Annotated in this window: 12 protein-coding genes; 5 read left to right on the forward strand and 7 right to left on the reverse strand. The window is 70.1% G+C overall.

What is annotated here, in order from left to right; all coding sequences use genetic code 11:
- Positions 1–18: 18 nt before the first annotated feature.
- From ABT053_RS06550 to ABT053_RS06575, 6 genes are all read right to left on the reverse strand, one after another.
- Positions 19–705: a DUF624 domain-containing protein gene (locus tag ABT053_RS06550; protein WP_350967861.1), complete on the reverse strand. Its 687-nt coding sequence runs from the start codon at positions 703–705 to the stop codon at positions 19–21.
- The gene (locus ABT053_RS06555; protein WP_350967862.1) at positions 705–920 is read right to left on the reverse strand and encodes a hypothetical protein; all 216 of its coding nucleotides are present in this window, start codon (positions 918–920) and stop codon (positions 705–707) included. The genes ABT053_RS06550 and ABT053_RS06555 overlap by 1 nt, the downstream gene beginning before the upstream one ends.
- Positions 917–2,563, reverse strand: coding sequence for an ABC transporter substrate-binding protein (locus ABT053_RS06560; RefSeq protein WP_350967863.1), 1,647 nt, complete (start codon positions 2,561–2,563; stop codon positions 917–919). The genes ABT053_RS06555 and ABT053_RS06560 overlap by 4 nt, the downstream gene beginning before the upstream one ends.
- 44 nt (positions 2,564–2,607) lie before the next feature.
- Entirely contained in the window at positions 2,608–3,540 is a 933-nt protein-coding gene (locus ABT053_RS06565; protein WP_350967864.1) for a carbohydrate ABC transporter permease, read from the reverse strand.
- A complete protein-coding gene (locus ABT053_RS06570; RefSeq protein ID WP_350967865.1) occupies positions 3,537–4,529 on the reverse strand; it encodes an ABC transporter permease in 993 nt (330 codons plus the stop codon). Before ABT053_RS06570 ends, ABT053_RS06565 begins: the two co-directional genes overlap by 4 nt.
- An 807-nt stretch (positions 4,530–5,336) precedes the next feature.
- Positions 5,337–7,172: an AMP-dependent synthetase/ligase gene (locus tag ABT053_RS06575; RefSeq protein WP_350967974.1), complete on the reverse strand. Its 1,836-nt coding sequence runs from the start codon at positions 7,170–7,172 to the stop codon at positions 5,337–5,339.
- Positions 7,173–7,352: 180 nt separating this feature from the next.
- On the opposite strand from ABT053_RS06575, the gene ABT053_RS06580 reads away from it, so the two are divergent.
- The gene (locus tag ABT053_RS06580; protein WP_350967866.1) at positions 7,353–8,888 is read left to right on the forward strand and encodes a peptide MFS transporter; all 1,536 of its coding nucleotides are present in this window, start codon (positions 7,353–7,355) and stop codon (positions 8,886–8,888) included.
- A 55-nt stretch (positions 8,889–8,943) separates the two neighbouring features.
- On the forward strand, positions 8,944–9,555 hold the full coding sequence (locus tag ABT053_RS06585) for a trimeric intracellular cation channel family protein (RefSeq protein WP_350967867.1): 612 nt from the start codon (positions 8,944–8,946) through the stop codon (positions 9,553–9,555).
- A gap of 10 nt (positions 9,556–9,565) precedes the next feature.
- Here the strand turns inward: ABT053_RS06585 and yczR are convergent, their stop codons facing one another.
- Complete coding sequence (gene yczR, locus ABT053_RS06590) at positions 9,566–11,002, reverse strand: MocR-like transcription factor YczR (RefSeq protein WP_350967868.1); 1,437 nt, start codon at positions 11,000–11,002, stop codon at positions 9,566–9,568.
- A gap of 75 nt (positions 11,003–11,077) precedes the next feature.
- Between yczR and yczE the strand changes: the two genes are divergently transcribed.
- From yczE to ABT053_RS06605, 3 genes are all read left to right on the forward strand, one after another.
- Positions 11,078–11,722 (forward strand): membrane protein YczE, encoded by a 645-nt coding sequence (gene yczE / locus ABT053_RS06595; protein ID WP_350967869.1) that lies wholly within the window; start codon positions 11,078–11,080, stop codon positions 11,720–11,722.
- 9 nt (positions 11,723–11,731) lie between these two features.
- Positions 11,732–13,492, forward strand: coding sequence for a glycoside hydrolase family 15 protein (locus ABT053_RS06600; protein ID WP_350967870.1), 1,761 nt, complete (start codon positions 11,732–11,734; stop codon positions 13,490–13,492).
- A gap of 169 nt (positions 13,493–13,661) precedes the next feature.
- Complete coding sequence (locus ABT053_RS06605) at positions 13,662–13,916, forward strand: hypothetical protein (RefSeq protein ID WP_350967871.1); 255 nt, start codon at positions 13,662–13,664, stop codon at positions 13,914–13,916.
- The last annotated feature ends 111 nt before the right edge of the window (positions 13,917–14,027 follow it).

The following is a 14,027-nucleotide window of genomic DNA, read 5'->3' on the forward strand; positions in this document are numbered from 1 at the left end:
GGCCGCGGGCCGCGGGTCTCAGGCCGTGAACCTCTCCCGTACCTCGGCGATCATCGGGCGGCTGTTCAGCAGGAGCGCCGACGCGAGTACGGAGGCCAGCAGCACCGGCAGCGCCTCGGAGGCGACCAGCGTGAGACCCGCCGCCAGGACCAGGAGACCGGCGTTGCCCAGCGAGGCCCGGGGGGAACGGGTGAGGAAGTACGCGGCCAGGCGGGCGACGTCCCGCGCGCGGAACGCGAACAGGGAGGTGATCACCAGTGCGTTGGCGATCCAGAGGGCCGCCGCCACCGCGATCAGGACCGACAGCGCGGCCCACCACCCCGGGACGCCCGCGCCGGTGAGGTTCGCCAGGTTCGACCCGATGACGGCCAGCCACAGCAGCCACGGGATCCAGAGCTTCAGGACCCCGCCGAGGTTGGCCCGGTAGCCGCGCCAGAACGCGGCCCCGGGATGGAGGTCGGTGAGGTCCAGGCGGCGACGGCGCAGCGCGTACAGCGCGGCCGAGAGCGCCGGGCCGACCGGGATCAGGCAGCACGCGGCCAGCGGGACGTTGGCCGCGTCCCGGCCGAGCAGCACGAGCCCGGCCAGGCCCGGCGCGGTGGTGAGCAGGAACAGCGACTCGACCACGAGCAGGGTGTAGACGAGCGCGGAGGCGCGCGCGAGGGGACCCACCCCGAACCGGGACCCGGCCGTCGTGTCGGTCATCAGGGGAACTCCGCGTCGATCGTGCCGGTCGGATCGGTCGTGCTGGCCGTCGGGTCGATCGGGGCGGTCGTCGCGTCGACCGTGCCGGTCATCGTGCCAGTCGCGCCGGTCGTCAGGCCGGTCGTGCCAGTCGTGCCAGTCGCGCCGACCGTCATGCCGATCGGGTCGCTCACGCCGGTCGTCAGGTCGCTCGTGCCGGTCATCAGGGACGTCATCCGTGCTTCTGCTTGAAACGCTCGTAGGCGCCGTTCACCAGGTTGACGTAGGAGAGCATGTTGTTCGCCTCCAGTTCCTTGACGTAGGTGCCCCACTCGCCGAAGTCGCGCTTGCCGAGGATGAACTTGAGCGTGTTCTGGGTGACGTGGTCCTTCAGCGGTGTCTGCCACAGCGTCACCTGCTCGCGTTCCTCGTCGGTGAGCGGGTGCGGGGGCGGCACCGGCAGGGGCTTCCTGCTGTTCATCTCCTTCTGGAACGCCACCTCCTCCTCGGAGAAGGTCGACTGGAGGAGTTCGGTGGTCCCGCCGTAGGCGAAGACGCCGTTGGCGAAGCCGAAGTCCTTCTGCAGGTGCTTGGGCGCCTCGGGGTTGAGCCCGACGAAGTCGACGTCGGAGGCCAGCTTGTACTTCCCGGACGCGTCCTTGGTGTGCGTGGTCCCCTCGACCCCCCACTTGGCGAACGCCTGGCCCGCGTCGGAGTACCAGAGCCAGTCGACGAACTGCATCATGGCGACGAAGTTCTCGCTGTCGCGGGCCTTCCTGGAGATCATGACGCCGTTCTCCAGGCGGGTGTTGCCCGCGCCGTACTTGACGGGCCCGAGCGGGCCGACGGGCAGCGGGATCTTGACGAGCCTGGCGTCCGGGTTCGCCTTCTCCAGCGGCGGCCGGTACTCGTTGACGAGCGTCTGCGCGTTCGAGCCGATCACGAAGGACTTGCCGGACACCAGCTTCTGGATCGCCAGGTCGTCGGTCTGCGTGAAGCTCTCCGGGTCGAGCAGCTTCTCCTGCACCAGCGTGTGGAGGTACTCCAGCATCTGCCGGTACGGCTCCATGGCGCCGGTGAAGGCGAACCGCTGGGCGCCGGGGTCCCAGACCACCCCTTCCCCGTAGCCCCAGCCGCCGGGGGCGCCGTAGGAGATGCCGATGATGTTCAGCAGGTTGGCGCCGGGCGTGAGGGTTCCCCAGCGGTCGGAGAAGGGGTAGGAGTCGGGATACTCCTCCTTCATCGCCCGCAGCACGGTCCGCAGGTCCTCCCAGGTCCGCGGGATCTGGAGCCCGAGCTTGTCGAGGACGTCCACGCGGACCGCCAGGGAGTAGTCCACCCAGTGGTCCTGGTGGAGCCCGGGGAGCACGTAGAAGCGGCCGTCCGACTGCCTGAGCGTGTCCAGGTCGGCCTGGAGGTTCCACTTGGCGACCTTCTCCTTGAAGTTCGGCATCAGGTCGAGGTGGTCGCTGACCGGGAGGATCGCGCCGGAGGCGACGAAGGGGGTCTCCTGGGCGGGATACGTCTTGGGGATGATGAGCGGGGCGTCACCGGCGCCGATCATCAGGCTGCGCTTGTTCTCGTAGTCGCTGAGCGGCACCACGCTCGGCTGGAACGTCACGTTGGTCCGCTTGGTGAGCTCCGACCAGAACAGCCAGTCGTTCTTGATCGGGTAGAACGGGTGGTTGTTGTACAGGACGCTGAACGAGACCGGCACGGCGGCCTTGAACTGGACACCGGCCCCGTAGCCGGGCATCGCGCCTTCCCGGTTCGCCGAGAGGTCGTCGGCCGGTTTCTTGGAGTCGTCACCGCCGCAGCCGGCGAGTACGGCGAAGGCGCCCATCGCGACCATCGCCTGGCGCCGGTTCATCTCGTACATGGCACTCCTCTTCGGGAACGGGTGGGTGGAGGGAACCGGCGGGGCTATCCCTTGACCGCGCCGAGCGTGACGCCGGTGACGAAGTACCGCTGGACGAAGGGGTAGATCGCCAGGATGGGGAGGACGGTGAGCACCATCGTCACCGCCTTGATGTTGGCGGCCACCGTCAGGTTCATCGCGTCGGCGCCGACGGACGACGCGCCGGTGGCGCCGGCGATCAGGTTGCGCAGGAAGACGGTCACCGGGAAGAGGTCGGACTGGCTCATGTAGAGGAACGCGGCGAACCACGAGTTCCAGAACGCGACCGCGTAGAAGAGCACCATCGTGGCGATCACCGCCTTCGACAGCGGCAGCACGATCCGGAGCAGGATGCCGTACGTGCTCATGCCGTCGATCGCGGCGGCCTCCTCCAGCTCGGCCGGCAGCCCCTCGAAGAACGCCTTCATGACCAGGAGGTTGAAGACGCTGACGGCGTTCGGCAGGACGATGGCCCAGATGCTGTCCTTCAGCCCGAGGCTGGTGACCAGGACGTAGTTGGGGATGATGCCGCCGGAGAAGAACATGGTGAAGACGGCGATCCCGATCAGGAACGTGCGGCCCTTGAGGTGCTTCTTGGACAGGACGTAGGCGTAGCAGGTGGTCATGAACATCGCGATCACCGTGGCGACGACCGTGTAGACGACCGTGTTGCGGTAGTTCGTCCAGAACGTCGGGTCGGAGATCACGTACTCGTACGTCGTGAGGGTGAATCCGCGCGGGACGAGGCTGACCTGGCCCGACCGGATGGCGTTCTCGTCGCTCAGCGAGCGGGCGACGACGTTGACGAAGGGGTAGAGGGTCACGATCACGACGCCGGTGAGCACGACGGCGTTGACCGCCTGGAACACGCGGTAGCCCCTGCTCCTGTCCACGGTCCTGCCGGTGGCCGTGTCCCCGGTCCTGTTCCCGGTCCTGTTCCTGGTCCCGTCCGCGGTCACCACAGGCTCGTCCCCAGGGTGCGGCGGGAGATCAGGTTCGCCGACAGGACCAGGGCGAGCCCGATCAGGGCCTCGAACAGGCCGATCGCCGTGGCGTAGCTGAAGTTGTTGGACACGACCCCCATCCGGTACAGGTACGTGGAGATCACGTCCGCGGTCGGGTACGTCAGCGGGTTGTAGAGCAGCAGGACCTTCTCGAACCCGACCGCCATGAACGCCCCGATGTTCAGGATCAGCAGGGTGACCGCGGTCGGCCGGATGCCGGGGAGGGTCACGTGCCAGGTCTGCCGCCACCGGCCCGCGCCGTCGATCCTGGCCGCCTCGTACAGCTGGTCGTCGATGGTGGTGAGCGCGGCGAGATAGAGGATCGTCCCCCACCCGACGGTCTGCCACATCTCCGAGGAGACGTAGATCGTGCGGAACCACTCCGGCTGCTGCAGGAACGAGACGGGGTCGCCGCCCGCCACCCGCATGACCTGGTTCACCGGCCCGTCGACCGAGAGCAGCTCCATGACGAGACCGGCCACCACCACGATCGACAGGAAGTGCGGCAGGTAGGACACCGACTGGACGAACCGCTTGAGGCGCCGGTGCCGGACCTCGTTGATCAGCAGGGCGAGCACGATCGGCATGGGGAAGCAGAACAGCAGGGTCAGCGCGCCGAGGACCAGCGTGTTGGTGAACACCTGCCAGAACGCCGGGTCGCTCAGGAACATCCGCACGTAGCGCAGCCCGGCCCACTCCTCGCCCAGCACGCTGCCGCCGGGCTCGAACTTCCGGAAGGCGATCACGTTGCCGAGCATCGGCAGGTACCGGAACACCGCGAAGAACAGCAGCGGGAGGATCGCCAGCGAGTACAGCCGCCAGTCGCGGCGCAACGCCTGGCGCCAGGTACGGCCGGGAGGGCGCCTCCCGCGAGGGGAGCCGGAGGTCGCCTCGCGGACGTCCCGGGTGCCGGGTGGCACGTCGACCGTCCCGGTCGCGCTCATCCCCGCGTCTCCGCCGCCGGCCGGTGAACGCGCACCGTCGGCCGCGGGCGCCGCCGGTGGACCGCCTGTTCGCTCATGCCATCCCTTCGGCCGTCGGCGCCGCCTGACGCTGCCGGCCAGAAAGCATCGGGGTCGTGAGGCTGAAACTTTCAACACTCTTTATTAATATTGCGGAAATATAAGCCGCCAGTCGAGGGCCGTCAAGAGAGCTGTCAACGGACCTTTGGCGAGAAAGCTCTTTCTTACCGTTGTTCGCGGCGCGGAATTGTGCGAACTCGACGCGCCTCGGTCACCCGAAATGTTTCGGAGAAAGTTGGTCGACCCGGGCGGTGGGAGGCTTCGGCGTCGCGGTATCGGGACGGCGTCCCTGGGCCGGGCCGGTCCGGCGAGCCGCCCCTCGCGCCCCGGCGGGCCGGTCCGGGGGTCCGGCGGGCCCGCGCGGCTCCGGCCCCGGACCGGGGCGGGCGTGCCGGGCCCCGCCTCAGCCCCCGCGCGCCGCCCGGACGATCGACGCCTCCGGCGCTCCCGCCGTCCGTGAACGTTTCACACGGCGCGGTACCGGGAGCGCGAAAACCGGGAAGCCGGAAAACAGGGAAGCCGGGGAAACAGAGGGCAGGGGGCAGAGGGCAGGGGGACACGTAAAAGGAGAACCCGGCGCCCGGCGACGGCGGGCGCCGGGCGGCTCGTGAGCGGCTCCCGGTCTCCTAGTGATCAACTCTCGTGCGAGCCGAGCGGTCGGCTCTCGTACAGGCCGAACGGTCGGCCCTCGTGCGGACCGCGTGATCGGCCTTCGTCCACACCGTGCGATCAGCCCTCGTACATGCCGTCGATGATCTCCGCGTACTTGGCGTGGATGACGCGGCGCTTGAGCTTCAGGCTCGGTGTGAGCTCGGTGCTCTCGGCCGTCCACTCCACCGGCAGCAGGCGCCAGCGCTTGATCTGCTGGACGCGGGCCAGCTTCTCGTTGGCGACGGCGATCGCGCCCTCGACGGCCTTGAGGACGTCGGGGTGCTCGGCGAGGTCGGCCAGGGTGGTGAACGAGACACCGTTGGCCTGCGCCCAGCCGGGGGCCACCTCGCCGTCGAGGGTGAGGACCGCCACCGGGTACGGCCTGCCGTCTCCGTAGGCGAGGGCCTGGCCGATGAGCGGGTGCTCCTTGAGGTGGTTCTCGATGTTGGCCGGGGAGATGTTCTCGCCCCCGGAGGTGATGATGATCTCCTTCTTGCGGTCGACGATGCTGACGAAGCCGTCCTCGTCGATGGAGCCCACGTCCCCGGTGTGCAGCCAGCCGTCCTCGTCGAGGAGCTCGGCGGTGGCCTCGGGACGTCCGAGGTAGCCGCGGGTGTTGGCCGGGCTGCGGGTGATGATCTCGCCGTCCTCGGCGATCCGCACCTCGACGCCGGGGCCCGCCTGGCCGACCGTGCCGAGCTTGTAGCGTTCGGGGGCGTTGGCGGTGAACGCGCCGGTCGTCTCGGTCATGCCGTACACGTCGAGGACCCGCAGGCCGAGGCCCGCAAAGAAGCGCTGGACCTCGATCGGCATCGGCGCGGCGGCGGTGGCGAGCCAGCTCGCGTTCTCGAAGCCGATCATCGACCGGATGATCGACAGCAGCGCGGCGTCGGCCTGCTCGTAGGCGGCGAGGACCTCGGGCGAGGGGGTCTGCCCGTACTGGTTGGCCTCGACGTAGGCGAGCCCGGCGGCCATCGCCCGGCGTACGCCCTCCTGCTGCTCCTCGGGCTGGGTGGCCAGCAGCGCCTGCAAGCGGGCCATCATCTTCTCCCACACGCGCGGCACGCCGAAGAACAGCACCGGCTTGACCTGGCCGAGGGTGGCGCCGAGCTGGGCGAGGTCGGTGCAGAAGTGGGTGTGGGAGAGCTTGAAGAGCGGCAGGTAGAGGCTGAGCACCCGCTCGGCGATGTGCGCGTAGGTGAGGTAGGAGATCTGGGTACCGTTGCTCGGCAGCTCGGCCATCCGGTTGGTGGCCACGACCTCGAAGAACACGTTGGCGTGGGTGAGCGGCACGCCCTTGGGGTTGCCGGTGGTCCCGGAGGTGTACAGGACGGTGAGGACGTCGTCGGCGGTCACCGCCTGCCAGCGGGCGTCGACCGCGGCGGGGTCGGCGGCGAGCGTCTCGCGGCCGAGGATGAGGAAGTCGTCCCAGGAGACGAACCGGTCGCCCTCCGGGGCGCCCTCCAGCACGATGACCTTGCGCAGCTCGGGGAGCTCGTCCAGCACCGGCTCCCACCTGGCCAGGTCGGCCGGTCCGCCGAGCACCGCGATCCGCGCCGCGACGTCACCGGCCACGAACGCCACCTGCTCGGGCGCGAAGGTCGAGTAGACGGAGCAGGAGACGGCGCCGGCGTGCACCGCGCCCAGGTCGGCCAGCACGTGCTCGCTGCGGTTCACCATCATGAGCGCGACCGCCTCGCCGGGCTCCAGCCCGAGCGCGGCGAAACCGGCGGCGATCTCCAGGACCCGCTGCCTGGCCTGGGAGTACGTGAGGGTGGACCAGCCCCCCTCGACCGGGTCGGAGTACGCGGGCGCGTCGGGACTGCTCTCCGCCGCCTCCTTCAGCTGACCGCAGACCGTACGGCCCGCGATCTCCCTCTCGATCGCCGCCCGCTCCTCAAGGACACCGGCCATGACGCGCCTCCAGAAAGTGCTCACTTGCACGAGTGGCATGCATCGCACCACACGCCGTTCCCCTTGGACAAGCCCCTGATAGGGAGAAGAAACGCCACATTGCACAACCGGCCTTCCGGTCCCGACAGGCCGCGTACATAGAGTTAGCCTCTGATCACGCGATGACGTTCGGGGGGACGCATGCCATCGGGAACACGGGCCCGCGAGAGGACCTTCTTCGGGCACCCGCGCGGCCTCGCCACGCTGTTCGGCACCGAGATGTGGGAGCGCTTCAGCTGGTACGGGCTGCGGGCCATCCTCGCCACCTTCATGGCCGCCTCCCCCGCCACCGGCGGCCTCGGGCTGACCGAGCAGACCGCCCAGGCGATCATCGGCATCTACGGCGCCCTCATCTATCTCGTCGCGCTGCCCGGCGGCTGGATCGCCGACCGGGTGCTCGGCGCCCGCAGGGCGGTGCTGTGCGGCGGCGTCGTCATCATGTGCGGCCACATCAGCATGGCGATCCCCGTCGAGACCGGCACCTTCGTCGCGCTCGGCCTGTTCCTCATCATCGCCGGGACCGGGCTGCTGAAGCCCAACATCTCCACGATGGTCGGCAAGCTCTACCCGCGCGACGACGACGCCCGCAGGGACGCGGGCTTCTCGATCTTCTACCTCGGCATCAACATCGGCGCCTTCATCGCCCCCATCGTGGTGGGCAGGCTCGCCGAGGGCGACCGCTGGCACCTGGGCTTCGGCGCGGCGGCGGTCGGCATGGCGCTGGGCCTGGTCCAGTACGTGCTGGGCAGGCGCCACCTCCTGGGCGTGGGCGAGCGGCCGGGCCACCGGATGACCCCGCGCGAGCGCCGGCACTTCACCCTCGCGCTCGTCGCGGCCGTCGTCGTGGCGGGCGGCGCGCTGGCCGTGTGGGCGGCCTCGGGCACCTTCAGCCTGGACACCTTCGCCCTGGTGATGACGCTGCTCATCGTGGCCGTGCCGGTGCTCTACTTCGGCTACATCCTGCTGGGCAGCCACAACCTGACCGACGACGAGCGCTCCCGGATGAAGGCCTACGTCTGGCTGTTCATAGCGGCCGCCATCTTCTGGATGGTCTACGACCTGGCGCCGACCGTGCTGCTGTTCTTCGCCCAGAACGACACGGACCTGTCGCTGTTCGGGCTGCGGATCACCCCGGCGACCACGCAGGCGTTCAACCCGCTGTTCATCATGATCTTCGTGCCGGTCTTCGCGGCGCTGTGGATCCGGCTGGGCAACCGGGTGACCGCCCCCCACAAGTTCTCGGTGGGCCTTCTCGTCAACGGCCTGAGCTTCATGATCATGGCGCTCGCCGCCCTGCTCGCCCAGACCGGGAGGATCTCGGTGTGGTGGCTGGTGCTGGTCTACCTCGTCCAGGTCTTCGGGGAGCTGGCGCTGAGCCCGGTCGGGCTCTCGGTCACCACCAAGCTCGCCCCCGAGGCGTTCAAGAGCCAGATGCTCGGGCTGTGGTTCCTCTCCTTCTCGGTGGGCGACGCGGTGGGCGGGCAGACGGGGCGGCTGAGGAACCACATGTCGGAGCCCGCGTACTTCCTCACCCTGGCCGCGATCTCCATCGTGGCGTCGCTGGTGCTGCTCGCGTTCGCCGGGAGGCTGCATGCGATGATGCGCGAGCACCGGACGCCGGACACCGGCACGGACACCGGCACGGACACAGGCACCGGCACCGCTCCGGCGCCCTGACCGCCCCGCCGACCTCATGGAAAGCGCATATATCCGGTCATGGGATGATTTATCAGTGAACAATGTGCTCGATCTCGTCGGGATCTTCGTCTTCGCCCTCTCCGGTGCCCTCGTCGGGGTGCGCAGGCGGCTCGACGTGGTGGGCATGACCGTGCTGGCCGAGATGACCGCGCTGGGCGGCGGGATCGCGCGCGACCTGATCCTGAACGTGCGGCCCGCGGCCTTCTCCAGCGTCGGCTACGTGGTCGTGCCGGTGCTGGCCACCGCGATCGTGTTCTTCTGGCATCCGCAGGTCGAGCGGGTGATGCCCGCGGTGAACGTGTTCGACGCCGCGGGGCTCGGCCTGTTCTGCGCGGTCGGCACCGAGAAGGCGATGTACTTCGGCCTCACCCCGCTGCACGCGGCCCTGCTCGGGGTCACCACCGCGGTCGGCGGCGGCATCCTGCGCGACGTCCTCGCCGGGCAGATCCCCACCCTGCTGTACGACCGCCAGCTGTACGCGGTGCCCGCCATGCTCGGCTCGGCGCTGATGGCGCTGCTCTACACCCTCGGCCTGCACGGCTGGCCGGCCACGGTGGCCGCCGCGCTCCTCGCCTTCGGGCTGCGGATGGCGGCCGTGCGGCTGCGGCTGCGGGCCCCGCTGGCCAGGGGCGTCCCCTCCGACTGAACCTCGATCTTCACAGGGCCGGGGTGAGGGACGCGGCGGGGCGGACGCCGTACGCGCCCCTCAGCCTGGCCTCGGCGATGCGCCGCACGGCCTCGGCGAGGACCCGGGGCGGCTGGGTGAAGGGGAGGCGGAGCCGCCCCTCCAGGGTGCCGTCCATCCCGAACCACGGCCCGGGGGCCAGGCGGACCCCCTGGCAGGCCGCCGCGTCGGCGAGCGCGACGGCCGAGGGGCCGGACAGCCGGATCCAGAGCGAGCCGCCGCCCGGGGGCGTCAGGAAGCTCCAGTCGGGCATGCGCGCCGCCAGCTCGGCCGCCAGGACGTCCCGGGAGGCGCCGAGGAGGCGGGCCCGCTCGCTCCTGGCCCCCTCGATGTCCTCGAACAGCTCGGCCACCACCAGCTGCTCGAAGAGCGGGCTGGCCACGTCCACGGAGGAGCGGAGCACGGCGAGGCGGCGGACGGTGGCGGCGCCGGTGCGGATCCAGCCGATGCGCAGCCCGCCCCACCACAGCTTGGACGCCGAGCCGATGGTGATCACCCTGCCGTCGGTGTCGAACGCGGCCAGCGGCGTGGCCGCGGCGCCCTCGTCGATCGCCAGCTCGCACCAGCTCTCGTCGACCACCAGCGTGGTGTCGTACCGCCTCGCCGCGGCGGCGAGGGCCGCCCGCGACGCGTCGTCCATCAGGTGCCCGGTCGGGTTCTGGAAGTCGGGGATGACGTACGCGAGACGGGCGGCCGACTGCCGCATCGCGCTGGTCAGCAGGTCCGGCTCGCGCCAGCCCCCGTCGGGGACGCCGACCGGGACGATCCTGGCGCCGCGCAGCCTGGCCAGGTCCAGGGCGTGCGGGTAGGTGGGCGACTCCAGCAGCATCGGGTCGCCCCGGGAGAGCAGCATCATCGCCACCAGGTGGATGGCCTGCTGGGCGCCGGTGGTGACGATGATCTGCTCGGGGCGAGTGGCCAGCCCGCGCGCGGTGTAGCGGGCCGCGATCGCCTGGCGCAGCGGGGCGATCCCGACCGGGTCGTAGCCCGTGCCGAGCGTGTAGCGGGGGTAGCGGCCGGTGGCGGCGGTGATCGCCCCGGGCAGCGTGGAGATCGCGCTCGGCGCCGCGGCGTGCATCGGCAGCAGCCCGTCGTCCCCGGCCGCGAGCCACGGGTTGTCGGTGCCCAGCGAGCCCGCGTCGGGCAGCGCGGTCCAGCTTCCCGCGCCCTGCCTGCTCTCCAGGTATCCCTGCTCGCGGAGCAGGTCGTAGGCCGAGGTCACGGTGGTGCGGCTCACGCCCAGGGCCTCGGCGAGGTTGCGCTCGGCGGGCACCCGCACCCGCACGGGCAGCCGCCCGTCCAGGACGAGCGACCGCACGGTCCTGGCCAGGACCCGGTAGTACGGCCTGGCGGCGGGGTCGATCGACAGGAGGCGGGCGAGCTGGGGGCCGCTCAGATACCGGTCCATGGCGGCCATCGTAAGGCCACTTCTCGTGATTGGCCCTTTTGGTCCGGCATTATGGCCTGCACGATTGGCACCATTATGAGCGAACTCTCCCTGCCCGCCCTCGTCTCCCTCCCCAACCGGCTCACCCGCCTGTACGCGGGTCTCGCCCTCTACGGCGTCGGCGTCGCCCTGCAGATCGAGTCGCGGCTGGGCGGCAGCCCCTGGGACGTGTTCCACCAGGGGCTCTCCATCCACATGGGCCTGTCGATCGGCACCTGGATCATCATCGTGGGCGCCCTGGTCATGCTGCTGTGGATCCCGCTGCGGCAGCGGCCGGGGGTGGGCACCCTCAGCAACGTCGTCTTCCTCGGGCTGTTCGCCGACGCGGCGATGTGGCTCCTCCCGACCCCGGACGCCCTCGCCGCGCGCTGGGCGTACCTCCTGATCGGCGTCGTGGTCACCGCCGCGGCGACCGGCCTGTACATCGGCGCGGGGCTCGGCCCCGGGCCGCGCGACGGCCTGATGACCGGCCTGAACCGGCTCGGCCTGTCCATCCGCGCGGCGCGCACCGTCATCGAGGTCACCGTGCTGGCCGCGGGCTGGCTGCTCGGCGGGACCGTGGGGGTGGGGACGCTGGTGTTCGCCCTCGCGATCGGGCCGCTGAGCCAGTTCTTCATGCCCAGGACGACGCCGGGCGCCCAGTTCCTCCGGAGGCCACCGTGGATCTCGCGGAGGCGTTAGCTTCAAGGCATGTGGATCGAGGACTACGCTCTCATCGGCGACATGCAGTCGGCGGCCCTGGTCGGCCGTAACGGCTCCATCGACTGGCTCTGCCTGCCGCGTTTCGACTCGCCCTCCTGCTTCGGGGCGCTGCTCGGCGACAAGAAGAACGGCCAGTGGTGGATCGGCCCCGCGCACGCCGAGCGTCCGCACGCCACCCGGCGCCGCTACCGGGGCGAGACCCTCGTCCTGGAGAGCGAGTGGGACACCCCGACCGGCACGGTCAGGGTGACCGACTTCATGCCCACCCGGCACACCAACCCCGACCTGGTGAGGGTCGTGGAGGGCGTGTCCGGCACGGTGGAGATGGCCACCGAGATCCGCATCCGCTTCGACTACGGCCGCATCGTGCCCTGGGTGCGCCGCAGCGACGGCCTGCTGCAGGCCGTCGGCGGGCCCGACTCCGTGTGGCTGCACTCCCCCGTCACGCTGGAGGGCAGCGACTACGCCCACCGGGCGAAGTTCGAGGTGTCCGAGGGCGACAGCCTGGCGTTCGTCTTCACCTGGCACCCCTCGCACGAGCCCAAGCCCGTCGAGATCGACCCGTACGAGCAGCTGGCCGAGACCGAGGCGCTGTGGGCCGAGTGGGTGGAGCAGTGCACCTACCAGGGGCCCTGGCGCGACGCCGTGGTCCGCTCGCTCATCACCCTAAAGGCGCTCACATACGCCCCCACTGGCGGCATCGTCGCCGCCCCGACCACCTCGCTGCCCGAGGACCTCGGCGGCGTCCGCAACTGGGACTACCGCTACTGCTGGCTGCGCGACGCCACCATGACCCTGGACGCCCTGATCGGCGCCGGATACCTGGAGGAGGCGGGCGCGTGGCGGTCCTGGCTGCTGCGGGCCATCGCGGGCCGCGCCCAGGACCTGCAGATCATGTACGGCGTCGCCGGGGAGCGCAGGCTGACGGAGCTGGAGCTCGACTGGCTGCCCGGCTACGAGAACTCCCGGCCCGTCAGGATCGGCAACGGCGCGGTCGACCAGCTCCAGCTGGACGTCTACGGCGAGGTCATGAACTCCCTGCACCTGTCCCGCGTCTCCGGCCTGGAGGCCGACCACCGCGCCTGGACCCTGCAGTTCGAGCTGATCTCCTACGTCGAGGCGCACTGGGGCGACCCCGACGAGGGCCTGTGGGAGGTCCGCGGCCCGCGCCGGCACTTCGTCCACTCCAAGGTGATGTGCTGGGTCGCCGTCGACCGGGCCGTCAAGCAGGTGGAGGCCTTCGGCAAGGCCGCCCCGCTGGAGCGCTGGCGGGACCTGCGCGACCGCATCCACGCCGAGATCTGCGACAAGGGCTTCGACCCGGTGCGCGGCACCTTCACCCAGTCGTACGGCTCGCAGGAGCTCGACGCGGCCCTGCTGCTGATCCCGATCGTCGGCTTCCTGCCGCCGGAGGACCCCCGCGTGGTCGGGACGGTGGAGGCGATCCAGCGCGAGCTGATGGTCGAGGGCTTCGTGCTGCGCTACCCGGTCTCCCCCGACAACGACGTGGACGGCCTGCCCGGCGGCGAGGGCGCGTTCCTGGCGTGCAGCTTCTGGCTCGCCGAGGCGCTGGCGATGATCGGCCGCAAGGACGAGGCCGTCGAGCTGTTCGAGCGCCTGCTGTCGCTCCGCAACGACGTCGGCCTGCTCGCCGAGGAGTACGACCCCCGCTACGGCCGGATGGTCGGCAACTTCCCGCAGGCGTTCAGCCACGTTCCGCTGATCCACACCGCCCGCGCGCTCAGCTGAGACGGCCCCCCTGGGGACTTCTGTGGTCATTTATCCCTTTTGATACGGACAAGTCATGAGAGGCAGATGACTTTTCCGAAATTCGCTAAGAAATCTGGGATTCGGCTGCAACAATCCGGTGCGATCGTGACTCTCATCCGATGTAACACCACCGGAAAGGATCGGACCAATGAGCGATTTCGATGTGAGCACCACTGACCTGGTCGACTACGACGGCGACGGAGGCACCGACGCCCAGCTGATCGACATCGACGGCGACGGCCTCGCCGACGAGGAGCGCTACGACACCGACGGCGACGGCGTCACCGACGTCGTCTACCTCGACCACGACGGCGACGGCTACATCGACGAGACGCGGGTCGACCTGAACGGCGACGGGGTCGCCGACTACACCGAGACCTCGGGCCCGTTCCCGACCGTCTAGCCGTATCGACCGTCTCGACCGTCTGAACCGTTCGAACCAGCGAGACCGGCACGAGCCCGTGTGATCTCACCGAGGGGGGACCCGGATCCGGGTCACACGGGCGGCCGACGA

Source organism: Streptosporangium sp. NPDC002524 (assembly GCF_040295985.1).
Classification (GTDB): Bacteria; Actinomycetota; Actinomycetes; order Streptosporangiales; family Streptosporangiaceae; genus Streptosporangium.

What these genes read in the sequence shown, in the direction of transcription:
- ABT053_RS06560 (WP_350967863.1), bottom strand. Translation starts at nt 2,563, where the DNA reads ATGTACGAGATGAACCGGCGCCAGGCGATGGTCGCGATGGGCGCCTTC.
- ABT053_RS06555 (WP_350967862.1), bottom strand. Translation starts at nt 920, where the DNA reads ATGACGTCCCTGATGACCGGCACGAGCGACCTGACGACCGGCGTGAGC.
- ABT053_RS06550 (WP_350967861.1), bottom strand. Translation starts at nt 705, where the DNA reads ATGACCGACACGACGGCCGGGTCCCGGTTCGGGGTGGGTCCCCTCGCG.
- ABT053_RS06570 (WP_350967865.1), bottom strand. Translation starts at nt 4,529, where the DNA reads ATGAGCGCGACCGGGACGGTCGACGTGCCACCCGGCACCCGGGACGTC.
- ABT053_RS06600 (WP_350967870.1), top strand. Translation starts at nt 11,732, where the DNA reads ATGTGGATCGAGGACTACGCTCTCATCGGCGACATGCAGTCGGCGGCC.
- yczR (WP_350967868.1), bottom strand. Translation starts at nt 11,002, where the DNA reads ATGGACCGGTATCTGAGCGGCCCCCAGCTCGCCCGCCTCCTGTCGATC.
- ABT053_RS06580 (WP_350967866.1), top strand. Translation starts at nt 7,353, where the DNA reads ATGCCATCGGGAACACGGGCCCGCGAGAGGACCTTCTTCGGGCACCCG.
- ABT053_RS06605 (WP_350967871.1), top strand. Translation starts at nt 13,662, where the DNA reads ATGAGCGATTTCGATGTGAGCACCACTGACCTGGTCGACTACGACGGC.
- ABT053_RS06575 (WP_350967974.1), bottom strand. Translation starts at nt 7,172, where the DNA reads ATGGCCGGTGTCCTTGAGGAGCGGGCGGCGATCGAGAGGGAGATCGCG.
- yczE (WP_350967869.1), top strand. Translation starts at nt 11,078, where the DNA reads ATGAGCGAACTCTCCCTGCCCGCCCTCGTCTCCCTCCCCAACCGGCTC.